Annotated in this window: 15 protein-coding genes and 4 pseudogenes; 8 read left to right on the forward strand and 11 right to left on the reverse strand. The window is 59.3% G+C overall.

What is annotated here, in order from left to right; translation table 11 throughout:
- The first annotated feature begins 15 nt into the window (after window positions 1-15).
- Entirely contained in the window at window positions 16-2,667 is a 2,652-nt protein-coding gene (locus V8L70_RS11775) for an excinuclease ABC subunit UvrA (RefSeq protein ID WP_101146950.1), read from the forward strand.
- Window positions 2,668-2,787: 120 nt separating this feature from the next.
- On the opposite strand, the pseudogene V8L70_RS11780 reads toward V8L70_RS11775, so the two are convergent.
- Window positions 2,788-3,141: pseudogene (locus tag V8L70_RS11780) on the reverse strand (integrase core domain-containing protein); the annotation flags it as partial.
- 24 nt (window positions 3,142-3,165) lie between these two features.
- Window positions 3,166-4,419 (reverse strand): annotated as a pseudogene (locus V8L70_RS11785) (IS256 family transposase).
- A gap of 577 nt (window positions 4,420-4,996) precedes the next feature.
- On the opposite strand from V8L70_RS11785, the gene V8L70_RS11790 reads away from it, so the two are divergent.
- Complete coding sequence (locus V8L70_RS11790) at window positions 4,997-5,818, forward strand: CmcJ/NvfI family oxidoreductase (protein ID WP_101146952.1); 822 nt, start codon at window positions 4,997-4,999, stop codon at window positions 5,816-5,818.
- 47 nt (window positions 5,819-5,865) lie between these two features.
- On the opposite strand, the gene V8L70_RS11795 is transcribed toward V8L70_RS11790, so the two are convergent.
- The 7 genes and pseudogenes from V8L70_RS11795 to V8L70_RS11820 form a co-directional block, all read right to left on the reverse strand.
- The gene (locus V8L70_RS11795; RefSeq protein WP_101146953.1) at window positions 5,866-6,834 is read right to left on the reverse strand and encodes an LLM class oxidoreductase; all 969 of its coding nucleotides are present in this window, start codon (window positions 6,832-6,834) and stop codon (window positions 5,866-5,868) included.
- A gap of 159 nt (window positions 6,835-6,993) precedes the next feature.
- Entirely contained in the window at window positions 6,994-7,413 is a 420-nt protein-coding gene (locus V8L70_RS11800) for a phosphate-starvation-inducible PsiE family protein (RefSeq protein WP_101147050.1), read from the reverse strand.
- Window positions 7,414-7,555: 142 nt separating this feature from the next.
- Window positions 7,556-7,837 (reverse strand): hypothetical protein, encoded by a 282-nt coding sequence (locus V8L70_RS22910; protein ID WP_431313219.1) that lies wholly within the window; start codon window positions 7,835-7,837, stop codon window positions 7,556-7,558.
- A 108-nt stretch (window positions 7,838-7,945) separates the two neighbouring features.
- Window positions 7,946-10,293, reverse strand: a pseudogene (locus V8L70_RS11805) (ATP-dependent Clp protease ATP-binding subunit); the annotation flags it as partial.
- A gap of 269 nt (window positions 10,294-10,562) precedes the next feature.
- A complete protein-coding gene (locus V8L70_RS11810) occupies window positions 10,563-11,006 on the reverse strand; it encodes an EAL domain-containing protein (RefSeq protein ID WP_082116891.1) in 444 nt (147 codons plus the stop codon).
- Window positions 11,007-11,091: 85 nt separating this feature from the next.
- Window positions 11,092-11,301: a hypothetical protein gene (locus V8L70_RS11815; RefSeq protein ID WP_198556110.1), complete on the reverse strand. Its 210-nt coding sequence runs from the start codon at window positions 11,299-11,301 to the stop codon at window positions 11,092-11,094.
- Between the two features lie 755 nt (window positions 11,302-12,056).
- Complete coding sequence (locus tag V8L70_RS11820; protein WP_022523788.1) at window positions 12,057-12,479, reverse strand: hotdog fold thioesterase; 423 nt, start codon at window positions 12,477-12,479, stop codon at window positions 12,057-12,059.
- 604 nt (window positions 12,480-13,083) lie between these two features.
- Between V8L70_RS11820 and V8L70_RS11825 the strand changes: the two genes are divergently transcribed.
- Both V8L70_RS11825 and V8L70_RS22915 read left to right on the forward strand, forming a co-directional pair.
- Entirely contained in the window at window positions 13,084-13,317 is a 234-nt protein-coding gene (locus V8L70_RS11825) for an MbcA/ParS/Xre antitoxin family protein (RefSeq protein ID WP_157826556.1), read from the forward strand.
- A gap of 115 nt (window positions 13,318-13,432) precedes the next feature.
- On the forward strand, window positions 13,433-13,609 hold the full coding sequence (locus V8L70_RS22915) for an RES domain-containing protein (protein WP_422822711.1): 177 nt from the start codon (window positions 13,433-13,435) through the stop codon (window positions 13,607-13,609).
- 8 nt (window positions 13,610-13,617) lie between these two features.
- Here the strand turns inward: V8L70_RS22915 and V8L70_RS11830 are convergent, their stop codons facing one another.
- Entirely contained in the window at window positions 13,618-13,740 is a 123-nt protein-coding gene (locus tag V8L70_RS11830; protein ID WP_269801108.1) for a hypothetical protein, read from the reverse strand.
- A gap of 58 nt (window positions 13,741-13,798) precedes the next feature.
- Window positions 13,799-13,951, reverse strand: a pseudogene (locus V8L70_RS22995) (glycoside hydrolase); the annotation flags it as partial.
- Window positions 13,952-14,162: 211 nt separating this feature from the next.
- Here V8L70_RS22995 and V8L70_RS11835 point away from each other — a divergent pair.
- Genes V8L70_RS11835 through V8L70_RS11850 form a run of 4 tightly spaced genes read left to right on the forward strand, consistent with a single transcriptional unit; the run spans window position 14,163 to window position 19,983 of the window.
- Entirely contained in the window at window positions 14,163-17,138 is a 2,976-nt protein-coding gene (locus V8L70_RS11835; protein ID WP_336269448.1) for a xanthine dehydrogenase family protein molybdopterin-binding subunit, read from the forward strand.
- On the forward strand, window positions 17,135-17,962 hold the full coding sequence (locus V8L70_RS11840; protein ID WP_176305019.1) for an FAD binding domain-containing protein: 828 nt from the start codon (window positions 17,135-17,137) through the stop codon (window positions 17,960-17,962). The genes V8L70_RS11835 and V8L70_RS11840 overlap by 4 nt, the downstream gene beginning before the upstream one ends.
- The gene (locus V8L70_RS11845) at window positions 17,946-18,461 is read left to right on the forward strand and encodes a (2Fe-2S)-binding protein (protein ID WP_176305018.1); all 516 of its coding nucleotides are present in this window, start codon (window positions 17,946-17,948) and stop codon (window positions 18,459-18,461) included. The genes V8L70_RS11840 and V8L70_RS11845 overlap by 17 nt, the downstream gene beginning before the upstream one ends.
- Window positions 18,454-19,983: an AMP-binding protein gene (locus V8L70_RS11850; protein ID WP_336269449.1), complete on the forward strand. Its 1,530-nt coding sequence runs from the start codon at window positions 18,454-18,456 to the stop codon at window positions 19,981-19,983. Before V8L70_RS11845 ends, V8L70_RS11850 begins: the two co-directional genes overlap by 8 nt.
- The last annotated feature ends 7 nt before the right edge of the window (window positions 19,984-19,990 follow it).

The raw sequence follows: 19,990 nt of genomic DNA on the forward strand, positions 1-19,990 counted from the left end.
ACAGAGGAGAACAACATGCCAAGCAATTCTTTCGGTGAATCCTCTTGTACCGCTGCGGCCAGCGGCCTCGTGCAGGTGCGTGGCGCGCGTGAGAACAACCTCAAAGAGGTGGACGTCTCTATCCCGCGGAATGCGCTGGTGGTGTTCTCGGGTGTCTCCGGCTCCGGGAAGTCCTCGCTGGCCTTCGGCACCATCTATGCTGAGGCGCAGCGACGCTACTTTGAGTCGGTGGCCCCCTATGCACGGCGCCTGATCGACCAGGCGGGCGTGCCGGACGTAGATGCGATCGACGGCCTGCCACCAGCGGTGGCGCTGCAGCAGCAGCGGGGGGCCAGCAATGCGCGTTCCTCCGTGGGCAGTGTGACCACCCTGTCCAGCCTGGTGCGGATGATGTATTCGCGCGCCGGCGCCTATCCCGCCAACCAGCCGATGCTCTACGCCGAGGATTTTTCGCCGAACACGCCGCAGGGGGCGTGCCCGACCTGCCACGGCTTGGGTCATGTGTACGAGGTGACCGAGGCGAACATGGTGCCCGACCCCTCCCTGAGCATCCGTGAGCGGGCGATTGCTTCCTGGCCACCCGCCTGGCAGGGCCAGAACCTGCGCGACATCCTGGTCAGCATGGGCTACGACGTTGACCGGCCGTGGAAGGACCTGCCAAAAAAGGATCGCGACTGGATTCTGTTCACCGAGGAAACACCAACGGTGCCGGTGTACGCCGGTTTCACGCCTGCCGAAACCCGCACCGCGCTCAAACGCAAGATGGAGCCGAGCTACATGGGCACCTTCACCGGCGCCCGGCGGTATGTGTTGCACACCTTTGCCAATACCCAGAGCGCGCTGATGAGAAAGCGCGTATCCCGGTTCATGGAGGGCAAACCGTGCCCTACCTGCCACGGCAAGAGGCTCAAGCCCGAAGCGCTGTCGGTTACCTTCGCTGGGGTGGACATCGGCGCGTTTATGCAGATGCCGCTGGACCACTTGGCGGCATTGCTCGAACCCATCGCACAGGGCGATTTCCGCGCCCATGCAGCGGGTGCGGCTACAGACAAGGAATCGACCCGGCGCGAGCGTGCCGAACGCGCTGCCACCGGCCATGCGGTCCATGCGGTATCGCCCGACGTGCGCCATACCTCCGCGCTGTCGGAAGAAAAGCGCCTCGCCGCGCAGCGCCTGGCTGGAGGCGTGATGGCGCGCCTGCACCAACTGCGCGAGCTAGGCCTGGGCTACCTGACGCTGGACCGGGCCACGCCGACGCTTTCGGCCGGCGAGTTGCAACGCTTGCGGTTGGCCACGCAATTAAGTTCCCTGCTGTTCGGCGTCGTGTACGTACTCGACGAACCCTCGGCGGGCCTGCATCCCTCCGACAGCCAGGCCCTGTACGATGCACTCGACCGGCTGCGCGACGCGGGCAACTCGGTGTTTGTGGTGGAGCACGACCTGGACCTGATGCGCCGCGCGCAATGGCTCGTGGATGTCGGGCCGGATGCCGGGGAGCGTGGCGGCCGCGTGCTCTACAGCGGCGAGCCGGATGGGCTGCGCAAGATTGCCGAATCGCGTACTGCACGTTACCTGTTCGACGAAATTCCCGCACCCGGAAGCCGAGCACGCGAAGCAACCGGCTGGTTGGAGCTGCAGGGCATCCACCGCCATAACCTGCATGGCGTGGATGCGCGCATTCCGCTGGGCGTGCTGACAGCCGTTACCGGCATCTCTGGCTCCGGCAAATCCAGCCTCATCGCGCAGGCCCTGCCGGAATTGGTGCTGCTGCACCTGGGCCACGAGCCTGAAGACGATGCCGCCGAAAGCGCCACCAGCGAAGGGCCGGCAGTGGTCGAAGCGACCGGCGGCCATCTGGCGGGCGACGTGGACGCCATACAGCGCCAGGTGCAGGTAGACCAGAAGCCGATCGGGCGCACGCCGCGGTCGAACCTGGCTACCTACACGGGTCTGTTCGACCATGTGCGCAAGCTGTTCGCCGCCACGCCCGATGCCCGACGCCGCCGCTATGATGCCGGACGGTTCTCGTTCAACGTCGCCAAGGGGCGCTGCGAGACTTGCGAGGGCGAGGGTTTCGTTAGCGTGGAACTGCTGTTCATGCCCAGCGTGTACGCGCCGTGCCCGGCCTGCCATGGCGCGCGCTACAACGAGGCCACGCTGAAGGTGCAGTGGAACGGGCGCAACATCGCCGAGGTGCTGCAGATGACCGTGGACGAGGCCAGCGAATTCTTCGCGGGTGAAGACGCGGTGGCAAGGCCCCTGCAACTGCTGCGCGACATCGGACTGGGCTATCTGCCCCTGGGGCAACCGGCCACCGAGCTTTCCGGTGGCGAGGCGCAGCGCATCAAGCTGGCGACCGAGCTTCAGCGCAGCCAGCGCGGCCGAAGCCTGTACGTGCTCGACGAGCCGACCACCGGGCTGCACGCCTCGGATGCCGACCGGCTGCTGGTGCAGTTGCAGCGCCTGGTCGATGCCGGCAATACCGTAGTGATGATCGAGCACGACATGCGTGCGGTGGCCCAAGCCGACTGGGTGATCGACGTAGGGCCAGGCGCGGGCGCTGCCGGCGGCAGCATCGTGGTGGCGGGCTCCCCTCAGCAGGTGGCCCGAAAGTCTGGCAGCCGAACCGCTCCGTTCCTGGCACGGGAGTTAGCGCGGGCCGAGTAGCTTAGTTCGCCAAATGTTCAGGCCATTTGGGTGCTTGCGACAATTAGGATGACCTGTTGATGACAACTATCTTGGCTAGTTGAGCGGCGTTTTTCAAGTTAGTTGTCACCATTGACCGTTTTAAGCGGCCTTTTTTTCTATCTGTTTAGTCTGCTGTTTTTCAGGATTCAGCGTTGTCGGTCCCACTGGTGTGCAGTTCCTAACCTCGCGGTTTCCCCAACGACTTGGGTTAGCTGCTTTAGCGGCTTCAATTCGTTCTTTGCATTGAGCCAGTATCGCAACATCCTGCCCTGTATGGCGCTGATGTGGCGTGACGAACCGCAACTTACTGTGCTTATGCTCGTAGTTGTACCACCGCGTAAACTTCAGCACCCATCCCCTTGCTTCATCAAGGCTTTTAAAGCCTGCTGATGGCCAGTCCGGCCGATATTTGCAGGTTCGGAACAGTGACTCTGCAAACGGATTATCGGAGTTATTGTCAAATCTGGTGTACGGACATCAGGCCACGTTCCTGTCTGATTGATCCTGTACTTGTTCGCCGTCCTTGAACTTCACGTTGTTGACCACGAGAGTCAGCAGATTAAATCCTTTGATCCGCTTCCAGTTCTTCTGGGCTGACTCCAGCAGCTTGTAGACCATCGCCAGCGTGGTCTCTCGCGAGCCGCAGTTTCGCGCTCGTTTGGTTCTCAGCCGGACAGTCGCGAACGTGGATTCGATCGGATTGGTTGTCCGGATGTGAACCCAATGCTCTGCCGGGAAGTCGTAGAACGCCAGCAGTTCTTCCCGATCCTTGCGCAGGCGCTCCATGGCACCAGGATACTTCGACTCGAAGCGAACCAGCGCCCGGTCAAAGGCTTTGTGTGCCTCGTCCTGTGTCTCTGCCATCCATATATCATGCAGTGCCGCCTTCACCTTGGGTTGAACGGACTTCGGCAGTGCAGACAGGATATTGGCTGTCTTGTGCACCCAGCAGCGCTGATGACGGGTATCGGGGTAACACTTGGCCACTGCTTTCCAGAACCCAAGAGCACCGTCACCGACCGCCAGCTTAGGACTTGTCGTCAGGCCTCGCTCACGCAGGCCCAGCAGCAGCTCTGACCAACTGGCTTCTGACTCGCGAAAGCCGTCCTCAACGGCGACCAGCTCCTTGCGGCCGTGCTCTGTGACGCCGATGATCACCAGCAGGCAGAGGCGATTATCCATGCGTACGTTGCTGTAGATGCCATCCGCCCACCAGTACACATACCGCTTCTGGCTAAGATCACGCTGACACCAGCCGCGGTGCTCGTCAATCCAGTGCTGCTTCAACCGACTGATGGTATTGGCGGAAAGCCCCTTGGCCTGATCGCCCAGCAACGCGGACAGCGCATCCTGGTAATCGCCCGTACTCACGCCCTTCAGATACAGCCAGGGCAGCAGCTCTTCGACACTCCGGGCGCGCTTCAGGTACGGCGGCAACAGAGAGCTGTTGAAGCGGACGCCGGAACCGCTACGATCCCTGACCTTCGGCACCTTGATCTCGACATCGCCGGTACCCGTCTGGACCGTGCGCTCTGGCAAATAGCCATTGCGCACCACGGCCTTGCGGCCATCCGGCAGTCGATGTTCAGCATGCTGCTCCAGTAACACCTGAAGTTCAGCTTCTACGGCCTAAGCGATCAGTTCGCGGGCACCGTTGCGCAGCAACTCTGTCAGCGGATCTGTCACCTGTTCTTCTGGTTGTGAAAGAGCTCTCAGGGTAGACTTGGTCATGGCGTATCACCTTCTGTTGATTGAGATCTTGGTCGTGATCAATCAACAGGATACGCCATCCACCTATCTCCTCGTACACCAGAAATCATCATAACTCCAAGGACATAACTGATGACTGACTACTTTGTTCAGGCGTTTATATACCTGGTGGCTGCGGTCATCGCGGTGCCGCTGGCCAGGCGGCTCGGACATCTGCCTCGGGGCCTGAATCATGAGGTGTGGGCGTGCATGCACTTCGTTCACGGCCGCCGCCCTATCGGCATAGGCCGGCATTCCATACACGGTGTCGGTTGAGGCCGGCTGACCGTTCGGATTGTGGGTCGACTCGGCCATAATGACCTCAGGTTGACGGGTAAAGGAAATACAGAGTGGAACTCTAGTAACACTATAGCCCACTACGCGAAGGTAAACCCAGTGAGCGATTACAACGCGACGTAACATTTGCCAAAGAACAGGGTCAAGGCAGGGAAAGTTCCCGTCTGATGGCCTATACTTGGTAGTGAAGAAACCTACACTAGCTATCGCGACTCCACGGTGACACCACTCTGGACGCGCTCAGCGGATCGGGAGGTGTTGCTTGCAGCGCACGACTGATATGCCCGACAGCATTACCACGACGCTCACCTATCTGGTCAAGCACGACGCGAAGCCCTATGTGCATACCGAAGCCCTGACCGGTGAAAGTGAACCGCGCTACTTTGCAGAACAGGAGGAGCGCGATGTCACGATATACAACGGCCGACCACTGGTAGACAGCCTATCTTTGGACAAGCAGGGGTTCGAACTTCATCGGCGGGATACGGTGGTCGACGACCTTTACGACGATACGTTGGTGGAAAGCGTCTACTACGCCGAAGTCGAGGCTTTGATCAAAGAACTGACGGGGGCGAGCCGGGTCGTCATCTTCGACCACACCCGGCGTAGCGATGCCGAGCAACGGGGCATTCGCGGCCCGGCCAGCCGCGTGCATAATGACTACACCGAGCGCTCGGGGCTTGAACGTATCCGCGACGTGCTGGGCAGCGAACAGGCCGACGCGCTGGCAGCGGTGCCAGTCGCTCAGATCAACCTCTGGCGCCCGATAAGCGGGCCCGTCAAGCGTTCGCCGCTGGCCCTGCTGGACGCATCGACGCTCGACCCCGATGACCTGCTGGCCACCGACCTGATCTATCCGGACCGTATCGGTGAGATCTACCACTTGGCCTACAATCCGCGCCAGCGCTGGTACTATTTTCCGGACATGCGCCGTGACGAAGCCTTGCTAATCAAAGGGTATGACTCACGCCACGACGGCCGTGCCCGCTTCACTCCCCATACCGCCTTCCAGGACCCCCATACGCCGCCAGGAGCCCCGCCTCGCGAGAGTATCGAGGTTCGCACCCTGGCCTTCTTCGGTTAGGTGTTGACCACCTGGCGACGGCCTCCTCCGTACAGTATCTGACCGGCTTATGTCGACATGGCGAAGTCAGGTAAAACGAATTGCCCGATTTCCTCAATCACCTCACCGGCGGGGCGTTGGCCGTATTTCAAATTGATAATCACATGGTTTACGCCGATCTTCTGCAAACTGTGGAGCAGCGCAATAAGGTGATGCCGTCCCAGTTGATACCCCAAGTGGATCGGCCGTGGGGGTGTCTGCGGGTTATCTGTCAGGTCGAGGTAAAGTGACTGGGTGAAGGGTTTGAACAGCTCGCCACATTCATCACGAACCGCCGTGCGCCAGCTCTCGACAACCGCTTGCTGGGCCTTCGGGGGTCGCGGATAACTGATCCACCCATGACTGTAGCGGGCGATCCACTCCAGCGTCTGGCGGCTATGGCCGGTCACGAAGAATGGAATTTCCGCTGTGGTTGGCTTGGGAATCAGATCAGCTCCTTGAAGCGTGCCGCCGGACCAGGTTATAGGTACGAAACTGCTGCGCTGAACCTCGCGAAATACCTTGAGGTATTCGCGGAAGAGGCTGCCGCGTTGCTCCGGGTCGACACCGAATGCTGGGAACTCTACTGGACGGTCACCGGAAGCCACGCCGAGTAACAGACGGCCACCACTGAGCTGATCAACACTCGTTGCGGCCTTGGCAGTGTGTAGGGGATTACGGATTGGCAGGATGACCGAGGCGGTACCCAGCGCAATCGAGCGAGTGTGTGCGGCCATAAAACCCAGGTAGACCCAGGGATCGAACACCTGACCGGAATCACCGAAGCTGGGATCGCGTAACGGCACGTCGCGAAACCAGAGGGCAGAGAAACCCAATTGTTCGGCAAGTTGGGCCAAGCTTACCTGGTTGGCCATAGTTGGCATATCGCCGGTAAAGGCTTCGAGAGGGAAGAAAAGGCCCAGGCTCAGGCGGCCTTGGCGATAGGTGCGCTGAAAGCCAGCTTGTTGCTGATAGGGAATGGAATTCGGAGTAAACATGCCCTTTCCTCCATTTATTCCCGCTGCAAGGCCGCGGGATACAGCGGTACAGTCGAGTGCGACAAGCCTACCCGACCCGGGTTGATACTCACTGAGCATCATGGTGTCATGATTCGCGCGCACCTCACTCTCGTAACGACCCTCCCGCTAGCCTCTTCACTATTCGCGCTTCTGCCTCCCCTCCTGCTCTCGCACCAGCCAGTAGATTGCGCCGAGAGCCAGAATCGCCGCGCTCAGCCCCAGCAGAGTCATGGGGTCGATCTTTGTGGCATCGAGGATAATGAACCTTCGAACCAGAGCGAGGAGCGCAATTAGCAGGACGGTCTTGATTTGCACGATACTATTCTGACGCTCGGCTATACTCAGCACGGAATGATTGAATTCCAGGGCAATCAGTAACGTCATGACCATGCCGAAGACCACTTGGAAGACAGATTGGTTGGCAGGATCGACAACACCAAGCACAATCAGCGTGAGGATGCGCCAGGTCAGATGGACGAGAGCCACCGCGACCACGAGACTGAGCAGCAGCGTGAGAATTATCGCCACAATCTGCTCGAAGCGCTGGTAGTAGGACATGTTCGGCCAAGCAAGGCGTGTCTCTGAGAACCGTCCAGCGAGTGCGGAACCTACGCGGCGCGACCTACTACCGCCACCCCCTTGTAGGGGCTTTCCTCTGGACATGTATCATGCCCTCCTGTCCGCCGCCCGCGCGGCTTCGTCACTCCGGTTCGGTGGCAGGCACCTTTGTTTCCTTCTCCCAATGGATTTCACCTCGATCCTTGTCGTAGATGAAGCGCAGGCTATCGCCTTCCTCTATTTCGCCGCGCAATACGGCACTCGCAAGGCGCGTCTCGATCAGGGATCGGATCTGGCGACGAAGTTCGCGCGCACCGAACTCTGGCCGGTAGCCGACATCCGCCAAATGGTCGATGAGCGAGTCGTCGAACTCCACCGTCAAGCCCTGTCCGTGCGCGATACGCTTCACGCGCTCGAGCTGCATACCTACGATGTCACGGATCTGTTTGCGGTCGAGTGCGTGGAATACAATGATCTCATCGATGCGGTTGATGAACTCCGGGCGGAGATAACGACGGAGCACGTTCAACAGTTCCGACTTCAATTCCGCGGCGTCCTTGCGCTCGTCCTCCGGGGCCTCGAGGTTTTCCCGGATGAGATCAGAACCGATATTGCTTGTGGCTATTATGATGGTATTGGTGAAGTCCACCACACGCCCCTTGCCATCAGTGAGCCGCCCATCCTCGAAGACCTGCAGCAACACATTCTGGACATCCATGTGTGCTTTCTCGAACTCGTCAAGCAGAACGACGCTGTACGGCTTTCTGCGTACCCTTTCGGTAAGCTGCCCCCCTCCTCGAACCCGACGTACCCGGGAGGCGCCCCAATAAGGCGCGCGACCGTGTGCCGCTCCATGTACTCGCTCATGTCAACGCGGATCATCGCCTCCTCATCACCAAATACTGTTTCCGCAAGGGCTTTGGTCAGCTCTGTCTTTCCCACGCCCGTGGGTCCGAGAAAGAAGAAGGTTGCGATGGGACGGCGACGGTCGCCCAGCCCGGCGCGAGACAAACGCACGGCATCGGATATGGCTCTTACTGCCTCGTCCTGACCGACGACCCGCTGATGCAGACGCTGTTCCATCTCCATCAGCCTGGTGCGCTCCTCCGTGGTGAGCTCTGCCACCGGAACGCCGGTCAGGCGCGAAACGATCTGTGCCACATCCTCGACGCCCACCTGGTTAGCGCTAGTGCTCCGGGTCGTGTTCCATTCCTCCAGGCCTTGGTCATAGTCGCCCTGGTGTTCTTCGATACGAGCTTCCAGCGCGCTCGCGCGCTCGAAATTCTTGCGGTTGGATGCGTAGTCACGCTCACGCCGCAGCTGGTCGATCTGTGCACCGAGCTCGTGAAGCTCCGGCGGCCGCGAAGTGCCACCGATTCGTACCCGGGCAGCCGCCTGATCTATCAGGTCAATGGCCTTATCCGGCAGGAACCGGTTGGTGACGTAGCGGTCGGCCATCTCCACTGCAGCGACAATCGCCTCGTCGGTGATCGTCACCTTGTGATGAGCCTCCAGTCGATCCCTGAGCCCCCTTAGTATATTGATGGTCTGGTCAATCGTTGGTTCGGCGACGAACACCGGTTGCAGCCGCCGCTCTAGCGCTGCGTCTTTTTCAATGTGCTTCTGGTATTCGGCCAGCGTGGTCGCCCCGACCAAATGCAGTTCGCCACGCGCCAGTTGGGGCTTGAGGGTATTCGCGACGTCCAGCCCGCCTTCGCCCCCGGTCGATCCGGCGCCGACAATGGTGTGCAGCTCGTCGATGAACAGCACAATCTCGTTTTGGTGGGACGTAATCTCGTCGAGGACTTGTTTGATCCGCTCCTCGAATTGACCACGATATTGGGAACCCGCCACCAGCGAATTGATGTTTAGCTCAACCACCCGTTTGTTCTGCAACAGGTCCGGCACTTCGTTGTGAACAATTCGCTGCGCCAGCCCTTCGACGATGGCGGTCTTGCCGACGCCCGGTTCACCGATAAGAACGGGGTTGTTCTTGCGGCGCCGGGAAAGAACCTCGATCAGGGTCTCGACCTCGGCCGCTCGCCCGATCACCGGGTCCAGCTTGTCCTCGTTAGCCAATGCCGTAAGATCCCGACTGTACTTGTCCAGGGTGGGCGTGTCGCTTTGCTCCGGCAGTCGCCCCTCCTGTGCCCCCTTTCCGACCACCTGCACAGCCTTCTGCCGAAGACCGTGTGCTGAGAGGCCATAACGGTTCAGCAAGTCGCTGGCCAGCCCCTCCTCCTCGGACAGACCGATCAGAAGGTGTTCGGGACCAATATAGCCATGCCCGAGGTCTCTCGACGCCTGGAAGGCGCGCTGTAGCGCGGCTTTCACTCGTGGGGAAACTCCGATCTTTGTAGGCCCGTCCGTTTCAGGTTCGCTCGCAGCTTTGGGTGTCAGTTGCTCAATCTGGGCCTTGAGGTCCTTGGCCGATAGCTGGTATCGCTTGAGGAGCGCTTGCACCACATCGTTATCGGCCAGCGCGTAAAGCAGGTGGCTGGTATCAATCAGCTGCGAACCCCACTCCGTCGCTGTAGCCGCGGCTTGCTGCAGAATCTGCTCGCTTTGCTCGCTAAGTAAGTCACCGAGGGCGACCGATTCGCTATCCTGCGGCCGACCGTTCTCTCGGCTGGCGACCCTGCCAAAGCCGAAATCCTCGTCTCGCGCCAGCCGCTCGAAGAAATCGTCGGCGAGCAGCCCGCTTCCAAATAGGGATTCAAACGGAGAGGCACTTCGTGCTCTCAGGCGCAAATAATCCGTTTGGCATACGTTGAGAGTGCGTCTGCGTCCGGCCTGTGAAACGGTTACCTGCAGAGCCGCAGGGCGTTGTTGGCAGATATCGCATGATATTTGCTGCGATTTTTCTGGACTCTTGTTCATGATCCCTCCTTTGTACCGTTGTATGGCTTACAACAGTCATATAGGAACCGCTAAGCCTTGGAGAAGAGGCGGAGCCCAGTAAAACTTGGGAGGGGGCAGAGCCCGGGAGAAGATTAAATAAGTATAGCCCGAGGTAGACTGAAAGCAAGGCGGCAAGCAGCAGCAGGGCCCCGCCATCCCGGGCGAATGAACCGCCAGCACCAACTCCATACCCTGGTTCTTTTTTACTGCTGGCCGTGTTCGAACAAGCCGCATCAACACAAACCGCGTCAGAGGTGCCTGCCGACGTGCCCCACACGCAACAGTTTAGTTAGATCCTCTGTCGGCACCGGCCTTGCGAACAGGTAACCCTGCATATACCGGCATCCGCTTTCACGCAGCAATCGGCACTGTTCCGGTGTCTCCACGCCCTCGGCTATAACATCCAAGTTCAGGCGCTGAGCCATGGCGATGATGGCGTCGGCGATCGCGGCACTGGCCGGATCGCTTGTGATTTCGCGGACGAACGACTGGTCGATCTTAAGCGTATCGATCGGGAAACGCTTCAGGTAGCTCAGGCCGGAATACCCGGTGCCGAAGTCATCCACCGCGATGCTCACGCCGTAATCCTTGAGGCACGTCATCGTTGCGACCGCCGTATCGACATCCTCCATGAGCATGCTCTCGGTCAGCTCGAGTTCCAGGTGTTGCGGGTCAAGTCCGGTCTCCGGAATAACCGGGGCGGTTCACCAACAGCAAATGGAGCCGCCCAGCGCTTGACATATTCCCCTATCAACACGCCGTGCACACCAGGTATGTCTAGAGCTTGGGGGTGGTTGACCAAGTATGCCGTGCATGGGCATGCGGTGAGCGCAACACTGCAGCATGCAAGGTACCCGGAGGTGTAGCGAGATCACCACCATAGCGTCCAAGCCCCCTCAGCAGGGCTTCGTCTTCGACGCGAGCTTGGCTCTTGCCAATAAAGTTGCTGCGCTTACTATTAAGTCCGGTTGGCTCAGGCGCGGTCATGCTCTCCTCCTTGGTGGCGTCATGAAGGCCGACCACCTGTAAGGGAGTCTAAGGAGCACACGTGGGGAAGCCTTGCCTCACAAAATGAGAACTTCCCGAATTGTACTGAGATTTTCCCGAGAGTCTGATCCGTGCAATAGCCCCCAGACACAACGCGCCGCGACAGGGTGGTTCAACACATTAATAGAAGGCAATTGACCTTCACTGCGCTCGGCGAGCACTGCCGACTGGCAGGCGTGCGAATCGAAGAAGGCTGTCGAGGGTTGCTAAGATAGTTTTGGAAACTGTTTCACACCTAGGGTGCGAACCGCTGAAAAATATGACATTTCCAGATGAAAGCTAAGCATATCGTCTTCGCTTGGATCGATGCCTGATTCTTACTGAGTCGGGTTAACAATGCTTTTCAAAACCTGCCTCGAAGCTTGTTCAGACAGAACAGCGAGCATCCCAGCAGCGTAAGGCATAATGAATATCGACACGACGCTGATAGAGTATCGCCATCGTCTCACTCAACCTAGCCAGACAAAGGTTCTCTCGACAAGCCAGCGATGGCGTCCGAGTCGTTGATCACCCTCTATGCCCCGGCGAGCGATGCGAGGCTGGATGCCGCGAGCCTGATATGACCGGCGGCAGCGAGAACGCTCTGGTCGGCCCCATGAAACTGCTGAACACTATCGAGCATCGAGCAGAGCCATCAAAAGCAAACTGTCATGCATGTTGACCCTCGACAGTAGGATGGACAACGGAACATGCGTTTACCATTTATTGATAACGGCCATGGTCAACCTAGAAACGCAAACCAACCTTTCATCGTTATTTTTGATATGTATTTCCCATATCTGAGTAGATCCGCCGATATGTAGCGGCCTCGCTGTTCCATAGACCCAGCCAGACTGCATTGGCCTCACATGGTTCGCATTAATCTCCTGGCCAACGGCGATCTTGCTGCAGTCTTTCAGACAGAAGTTAGCAGCTATACTACCTAGGGTTTCAGCAAGTACTACCGATGCACCACCATGCAGTATGCCGGCAGGCTGAATGGTTCTTGCATCTACTGGCATCCTTCCACTAAGAGAATCATCCCCAATTTTAGTGAATTCAATTCCGAGATGACTTATTAGGGTCTCCTTTGCACTCAAGCCAAGCTCATCAAGAGTTATCTGTTTTTGCCAAATCATAGTTCATACCCTGTTATGATAACCAATCACACGAATAATAAAAAACCGCAGATACAAGCGTTGCTATACTATTAGAAAGAATCTACGTCTTTCCTGAACCGTTGAACAACAGCTCCCCCCTAGCCGGCAGCTCCGCGTCGGCACTTTCTTTGCCACTCCCCAGCCGGCTATCAGCCCATACATGTTCAAGCCCCATTAACTTAAGCCAGTTCGGCTTATTAGTGAAGTCGAGCAGCCCTCTTATTAAGCGGCATGCTTGCGAGTATGTAGAGCCGAAGGAGCAATATTCAGGCGCTTTCGCTATCGAAACCTTCTTATTAGTGAGGAGCACCCAAAGGTATAGCGATTCCTCACGGGAGCGGTGCCGCCGGACTGGTATCGCCAAAGCGTCGTCGAACCAAGTCCTTCCCATGCGGTCAACATGGACTTCACCTCGCAACTGTACGAGCGCCTATTCAGACCCGGCGGATTATTCATACGGAGCCTAACCGGAAGGCTGGAAGTGCCAAATGACCTTTTCAGTAAGCCTCTATTAATATCCGTAACCATGTTTGCATTACCCTCTCTATGGTCGAGTCCTGTCAAAAAAGGAAACCTGCATCGCTTGTACAAGCGTAAGACCCTGGGCCGTGCTCAGAGCGAGGAAGTGCTGGATACACTGAAGCTATATGTCGAAGCCGGAAAGGTCTTAGGTGATCGTGATAGCGCCCAGGAGTGGCTGCACAGCGAGGTTCGAGCGCTGAATGGGTCTCAGCCCATCGATATTTTCGATACCTTCGCTGGCCGCGAAATGGTGAGGGATGTACTAGGCAAGATTGAGTTCGGGGAGCTCAGCTAATAATATTTTGGATGCGGGGAGGCAATCATCTCGCAAAGCCACATAAATGCCCTTAGCACTTACCAACACTAAGGGTACCCGAGTCAAGTTATATCGAATCACCTAAGTACGCTATTTGACCACCCTTTCTGGCCAGGGCGGAAGCTGCCGAGACGGTGGACGCTGGAACAAAACCGGCCATTCTTTACTGTATTTCGGCCTGTTAGCTGCGACCGTCATGCTCGAAATGGGGAACTACACCTCGAATCCCCGGCGGCGTTGCCAAAATCATGCACATCACCGCGCCAAGTAGTGACTTCTTCAGGCTACCGCCCTCGGTGAACACCACGAATAAAGCCCATCGTGAACGTAAGCATGGCCACCAAAGTGATGGGCAAAAAAATCCAGCAGCCCATGCCAGAAGTTGGGGTCTCTGCCATTCATAGGGCGTTTCTCTTTTCGTCTTGGGTTCATAGCGCACCTCTCGGGCGGGCCTCGTCAGTTAGGCGATGGAAATACCGCCAGCCGCTTCATAAACACTCAGCAGATCATCTGTCGCCAGCTCCCACTGGCCATAGCCAGCATCTGGGACGCTTGCCCAGATGCACCGACACGCATGAATCGCTTCTTTGATGCGGCCATAATGGATTAGGGAAAATGCCTTGCATTAGCGTATTGGATAGCTCCTAGACTCAGTATTGAGACTGACTATTGCTGAGGAAGGCTAGTACGCTCACCGTACTATAAGACTCCAGGGCAAATAACCAGACTCTAAGGCATGAATGCATATTTCCAGGCAAAGCGTCGCGCCGGGTAATTGGCGAGAATTAGCTTTAAATTTTCGTGCATAAAAACAAGAGCTCGCCATGAATATGCAAAAAAGTATTGCCGAAGCCACCATCGGTCACATCGGAAGTCGTCAGGCTCGAGTCGAGGACGCAGCTCTGCTTCAAGGCCAAGGTCGCTACGCTGACGACATGGCGACACCACCAGGGACCCTGCAAGCCGCTGTTGTCCGTTCTCCCCATGCCCACGCCCGTATCCGTTCGGTGGATGCCTCACGCGCTCTGACTATGAAAGGCGTACATGGTGTGCTCACTGGCGATGACGTCAAGCGCTGGTCTAACCCGTTTCCGGTGGGCGTCAGAGCACCTATGGAGCATTGGCCTCTGGCTGTCGACAAGGTGCGCTACGTTGGCGAACCGGTCTGCGTAGTGATTGCCGACGACCGCTACCTAGCCGAGGATGCTCTGGATGCCGTTCAGGTCGAATACGAGCCGCTGACACCAATCATCGACCCCGAAGCGGCCACCCTAAATGATGCGCCGATTCTGCACGAAGCCGTAGGCAGCAACGTGGTAAACGAACGCAGCTTCCGCTACGGCGACCCGGAGCGGGCTTTCGCCGAAGCGCCACACCGCATCACACTGAAGGTTCAGTACCCGCGAAACTCCTGCACGCCGATTGAATGCTACGTGGTACTGGCGCAGTACCTGCCAGCCTCGGAAACCTATGATGTAATGGCCAATTTCCAGGGCCCCTACGCGCTGCACTCGGTAATGTGCCGGGCACTCAACGTGCCGGCCAACCGCCTGCGCCTGCGTACCCCGCCGGATTCCGGTGGCAGCTTCGGCATCAAGCAGGGGGTGTTCCCCTATGTGGTGCTGATGGGCTTGGCCTCGCGCAAGGTCGGTGCTCCGGTGAAGTGGGTGGAGGATCGCCTCGAGCATCTACAGGCCTCTTCCAGCGCCACCAACCGCGTCTGCGAAATTGAGGCCGCAGTGGAAGCCAATGGCCGCGTCACAGCCCTGCGCTACGACCAGATTGATGATTGTGGCGCTTACCTACGGGCCCCTGAACCAGCCACCTTCTACCGCATGCACGGTAATCTCAGTGGCGCTTACACCATCCGAAACCTGGCGGTGCGCAACCGGGTGGTGCTCACCAACAAAATGCCTACCGGACTGAACCGCGGATTCGGGGGCGGTCAGGTCTATTTCGCCCTTGAGCGGCTGATGCAACACGTCGCTGCAGAACTCGGCCTCGACCCGCTCGAGGTCATCCAGCGCAACCTGGTTCCCGCTGGCGTGTTCCCCTACCGCGCAGCAGCGGGCGCACTGCTCGATTCCGGCGACTATCCTGCTGCTGTGGAACTGGCGCGCCGTAAAGGCAATCTCGACGAGCTCCTACAGCGCCGTGACCAGGCCCGTGCCGAGGGACGTTTGTATGGCATAGGCTATGCCGCTGTGGTGGAACCCTCAATCTCCAACATGGGCTACATCACCGTCGCCATGACGCCCGAAGAGCGTCAGAAGGCTGGACCGAAGAATGGAGCAGTGAGCACTGCCACAGTCAGTGTCGACCCGCTCGGCAGCGTGACCGCTCACGTGTCCTCGACACCGCAAGGTCAGGGCCATCAAACAGTGGTGGCGCAGATCATTAGCGAGTTACTAGGTGTGAAGCTGGAAAGCATCAGCGTGAATGTCGAGTTGGACACCGGCAAGGACGCCTGGTCGATAGCCTCCGGCAACTACTCGAGCCGCTTCTCGGGCGCCGTCGCCGGGTCGGTGTATAACGCCACCTTGAAGATCCGTGAACGCATGGCCGCCATCGCCGCGGACATGTGGCAGGTATCCTCCACTGACGTCCGATTCGCCGACGGCAAGATCTTCGTAGAGAACGGCCCTAGCCAGCCCTTTCATCGTGTGGCTGGTACCACCCACTGGTCACCGGGCCTGCTGCCGGAAGGCGAAACGGGCGGTCTGCGGGAAACTGCCTTCTGGACGCCTCCCCAACTCGAGGCGCCGAACGACCAGGACTGCATCAACAGCTCTCTGTGTTACGGCTTCATCCTCGATTTCTGCGGAGTAGAGATCGATCGCGTCACCGGCCAGGTACGCATCGACAAGTACGTCACTACCCATGACGCCGGGCGCATTCTCAATCCAATGCTGGTCGAGGGACAAATCCTCGGTGCCTATTCCCAGGCGCTGGGCGTGGCGCTGATGGAAGAGTTTGCCTACGGCGAGGACGGCAGCTTCCTTTCTGGCACCCTGGCCGACTACCTGATCCCGACCGCACCGGAGGTAGTCGACCCGGTGATCCTGCACATGGAAACTCCCTCGCCCTTCACCCCGCTGGGGTCCAAGGGTGTCGGTGAAGGCAACAACATGAGCACTCCGGTGTGCATCGCCAATGCCGTAGCCGATGCGCTAGGCCGCTCTGACATCAAGCTTCCTCTGACGCCGTCGCGGGTTCGCTCAATGATCGGCATCGACGAGCCGGCGGCGCCAGAAGGTCTTGTCATGGATGCACCGAAGGTAGCCGGTGGTTCGGCCCTGCAGGCTAACGACTGGGTTGAGATTCCCGCACCGCCGCAGCAGGTATTCGACGCCATCCTCGACCCCGAGACGCTGAAGGCCATCATCCCGGGTTGCCACGCCTTGGAACTGGAAAGCGAAAACCATTACCGGGCCGACGTCACCGTCGGCGTGGGCATGATCCGCGCGCGCTTCGCCGCACGGGTCGCCCTGACCGACTTCGATCCACCGCACTCGCTACGTCTGTCCGGCTCCGGCAACAGCCCTATGGGCTCGGCTACCGGCAGCGCAAAGATCAATCTGGTGGCGCTGGAGAACGGGAATACACGGTTGGAGTACGCCTATGAGGCCGCAGTGACCGGTAAGGTCGCCGCCGTCGGCGGGCGCATGTTGCAGAGCGCCTCGCGCGTAATCATTGGCCAAATATTCACCCGTCTGGCCCAGCGGCTTTCCGGCAAGCCTATCGACACCAGCCTGTGGCAGCGCCTGCGCGCCCTGCTCGGCATGGGAGGTACGAAATGAAACCCGCCGTATTCGACTACGTCCGCGCGGCCAACAAGCGCGAGGCCCTGCAGCAGCTTACAGAGCACGGTGAGCAGGCCCGGATCATTGCCGGCGGCCAGTCGCTGATGGCCGTTCTGAACATGCGCCTAGCCCAGCCGAAGGTGCTGATCGACATCAATCAGGCCAGCGATCTGCATTATCTGAAGGTGGAAAACAACTGCCTTAAGGTCGGTGCGGCGGTGCGTCAGGTCGAACTGCTCGACCGTACAAGCTTAGTCGATGAAGTCCCCCTGCTGGCCCAGGCGATGCCTTGGATCGGCCACTTCCAGACGCGCAATCGCGGCACCGTGTGCGGCTCGGTCGCGCATGCCGACCCGAGCGCCGAAATTCCGCTGTGTCTGGTCACTTTGGGCGGCACTGTAGTGCTCGAATCGCTCAAGGGCAAGCGCCGCGAGGTTCCCGCCGCCGAGTTCTTCCAAGGCGTGCTAACCACTGAGAAGCGGCCGGACGAAATGGTCGTGGAAGTCCAATTTCCACTGCGTGAGGCCGACGTGATCTACCGCTTCCACGAGGTCGCCATGCGCCACGGTGACTTCGCCCTGGTGGCGCTCGCCGCCTGTATCCGCCAAGGCGAGGTGGACCTGGGTGTCGGCGGCGTCGCCGACCGGCCAACGTTGCGCCGCCTGCCCTTGGGGGCAGAACTGAAGGATTCACTCAATACCCTGGCCTGGTCGCTTGGCGCCCAAGACGACGTGCACGCCAGCGCACCCTACCGCCGCCAGTTGGTACGGGAACTGGGCCAACAACTGATCGAGGACAACGACCATGCACGTGCGAGCTGATCAGCGCTTCCCCATACAGATAGAACTCAACGGCCGTCAACGCGAAGGGCTCGCCGAGCCACGCATGCAGCTGTGTGATTTCCTGCGCCACGAATTGGGCACCACCGGCGTGCATGTCGGTTGCGAACACGGCGTCTGCGGCGCCTGCACCGTGCTGGTCGATGGCGTTGCCTCACGCTCCTGCCTAATGCTCGCCGTGCAGGCCCACGAGCGCCGGATCGACACGGTGGAGTCGCTGTCACGCGACAACATCATGAACGACCTGCAGCAGGCCTTCAGCCGCCATCACGCCCTGCAGTGCGGCTTCTGCACCGCGGGCATCTTGATGTCCTGCGTGGAATTCCTCGAGCGCGTCCCGAGCCCGGACGAAACCCAAGTTCGCGACATGCTCTCCGGGCATCTGTGCCGCTGCACCGGCTACACCGGCATGGTCCGGGCGGTGCTAGAAGTGGCGCAGCAACGACAAGAAACACTTGTGGAGAACAACAACGATGTTTGACCTTGGACGCAGCTTTCTCGCCGCGGTCGAGCGGCGCCCCAATGCCATAGCGATCAGCGACGGCGACCTGAAGAAGAGCTACGAGGCTTGGTTCAGCGACATCCAGCGTGCCGCGCACGGCCTCGAAAGGCTCGGCCTGAAAAAAGGTGACCACCTCGTGGCGGTGATGCAGAACCGCTGGCAGATGGCGACCCTGCACTGGGCCTGCCAGTTCAGCGGTATCATAATGACCCCGCTCAACTGGCGCTCCTCCGCCGACGAACTCGCTTGGTGCACCAATGACGCCGAAGCGCGTGTGGTTATCCATGACGATTCAGCCCAAGAAGCCGTTGCCGGTTGCGGCAGGAGCACCTGGCAGTGCGTCAGTGTTGGCCAGCCGGGCAACGATAGCGCGATCAGCTTCGAAGAACTGTGCGCCAAAACGCCGAGCGAAATCATCCTGCGCGCCGACCCCGAGGACTGGTCGTTGATGCTCTACACCTCCGGCACCACCAGCCGGCCTAAGGGCGTGCCGCGCCGCCACCGCGCCGAACGCGCCGCCGCGGTCGCCCACTTAGCGCAGAACATGTATAGCCAAGAGGAATGCACCCTCGGCGTGATGCCGCTCTACCACACCATGGGCGTGCGTTCGCTACTGTCGATGGCATTGCTAGACGGGCATTTCGTCTGCGTGCCAAAGTTCGATGTGGAAGCCACGCTGGACGCCATCGAGCGCGAGAAGATCACCAACCTGTACTTGGTGCCGACGCTCTACCACATGCTGATTGAACATTCGGCCTTCAGCCCCGAGCGGGTAGCCAGCGTCACCAAGTTAGGTTTCGCCGGCGCGGCCATGAGCGATGGGCTGCTGCAACGTGTCGAGGCCGCGTTCAAGCCGGAGCTGTTCGTCAACCACTATGGCAGCTCGGAAATCTACACCTTCACCATCGACCAGAAGGCCAGCGCCAAGCCTGGCTCGTCTGGCCGCAGCGCGCTGAACCAACGCATTCGCGTGGTGGCGCTGGGCAGCGAATCGCCGGACGACCTCTGCAAGCACAACGAGGAAGGCCAGATCATCGCCGACCTGTCCAGCGACGAGGCCTTCGAAGGCTACTGGAAGCGGCCCGACGCCGATGCCAAGTCGATCCATGAGGGTTGGTACTTCACCAGCGATACTGGCTTCTTCGACGAGGACGGCGACCTGTTCGTGACTGGTCGTGTCGACGATCTGATCATTACTGGTGGCGAGAACGTCAGCCCGGCGGAGATCGAGAACGCCCTATCGCTGCACCCTGCGGTCGAGGAAGTCGCCGTGGTCGGCCTACCCGACGAACAATGGGGCAAGCTAGTCGTCGCCTTCATCAAGCTGCGTCATCCGATTACTGAGGAAGAGCTGGACGCCCACTGCGTATCCTCGGGTCTGGCTCGCTTCAAGCGGCCGCGCCGCTACGAATTCATCGACCAGATCCCCAAGTCCCCGGTCGGCAAGATCTTGCGCCGCATACTAGTGACCGATTACGGCCACCCCACTTCCGCCAACTAACACTATT

The organism is Vreelandella arctica (assembly GCF_037070215.1).
Lineage (GTDB): Bacteria > Pseudomonadota > Gammaproteobacteria > Pseudomonadales > Halomonadaceae > Vreelandella > Vreelandella arctica.

Coding starts and splice junctions, on each gene's coding strand:
- V8L70_RS11775 (WP_101146950.1), top strand. CDS start 16: ATGCCAAGCAATTCTTTCGGTGAATCCTCTTGTACCGCTGCGGCCAGC.
- V8L70_RS11795 (WP_101146953.1), bottom strand. CDS start 6,834: ATGTTTACTCCGAATTCCATTCCCTATCAGCAACAAGCTGGCTTTCAG.
- V8L70_RS11800 (WP_101147050.1), bottom strand. CDS start 7,413: ATGTCCTACTACCAGCGCTTCGAGCAGATTGTGGCGATAATTCTCACG.
- V8L70_RS22910 (WP_431313219.1), bottom strand. CDS start 7,837: ATGCAGCTCGAGCGCGTGAAGCGTATCGCGCACGGACAGGGCTTGACG.
- V8L70_RS11815 (WP_198556110.1), bottom strand. CDS start 11,301: ATGACCGCGCCTGAGCCAACCGGACTTAATAGTAAGCGCAGCAACTTT.
- V8L70_RS11820 (WP_022523788.1), bottom strand. CDS start 12,479: ATGATTTGGCAAAAACAGATAACTCTTGATGAGCTTGGCTTGAGTGCA.
- V8L70_RS11830 (WP_269801108.1), bottom strand. CDS start 13,740: ATGAATGGCAGAGACCCCAACTTCTGGCATGGGCTGCTGGATTTTTTT.
- V8L70_RS11835 (WP_336269448.1), top strand. CDS start 14,163: ATGAATATGCAAAAAAGTATTGCCGAAGCCACCATCGGTCACATCGGA.
- V8L70_RS11840 (WP_176305019.1), top strand. CDS start 17,135: ATGAAACCCGCCGTATTCGACTACGTCCGCGCGGCCAACAAGCGCGAG.
- V8L70_RS11845 (WP_176305018.1), top strand. CDS start 17,946: ATGCACGTGCGAGCTGATCAGCGCTTCCCCATACAGATAGAACTCAAC.
- V8L70_RS11850 (WP_336269449.1), top strand. CDS start 18,454: ATGTTTGACCTTGGACGCAGCTTTCTCGCCGCGGTCGAGCGGCGCCCC.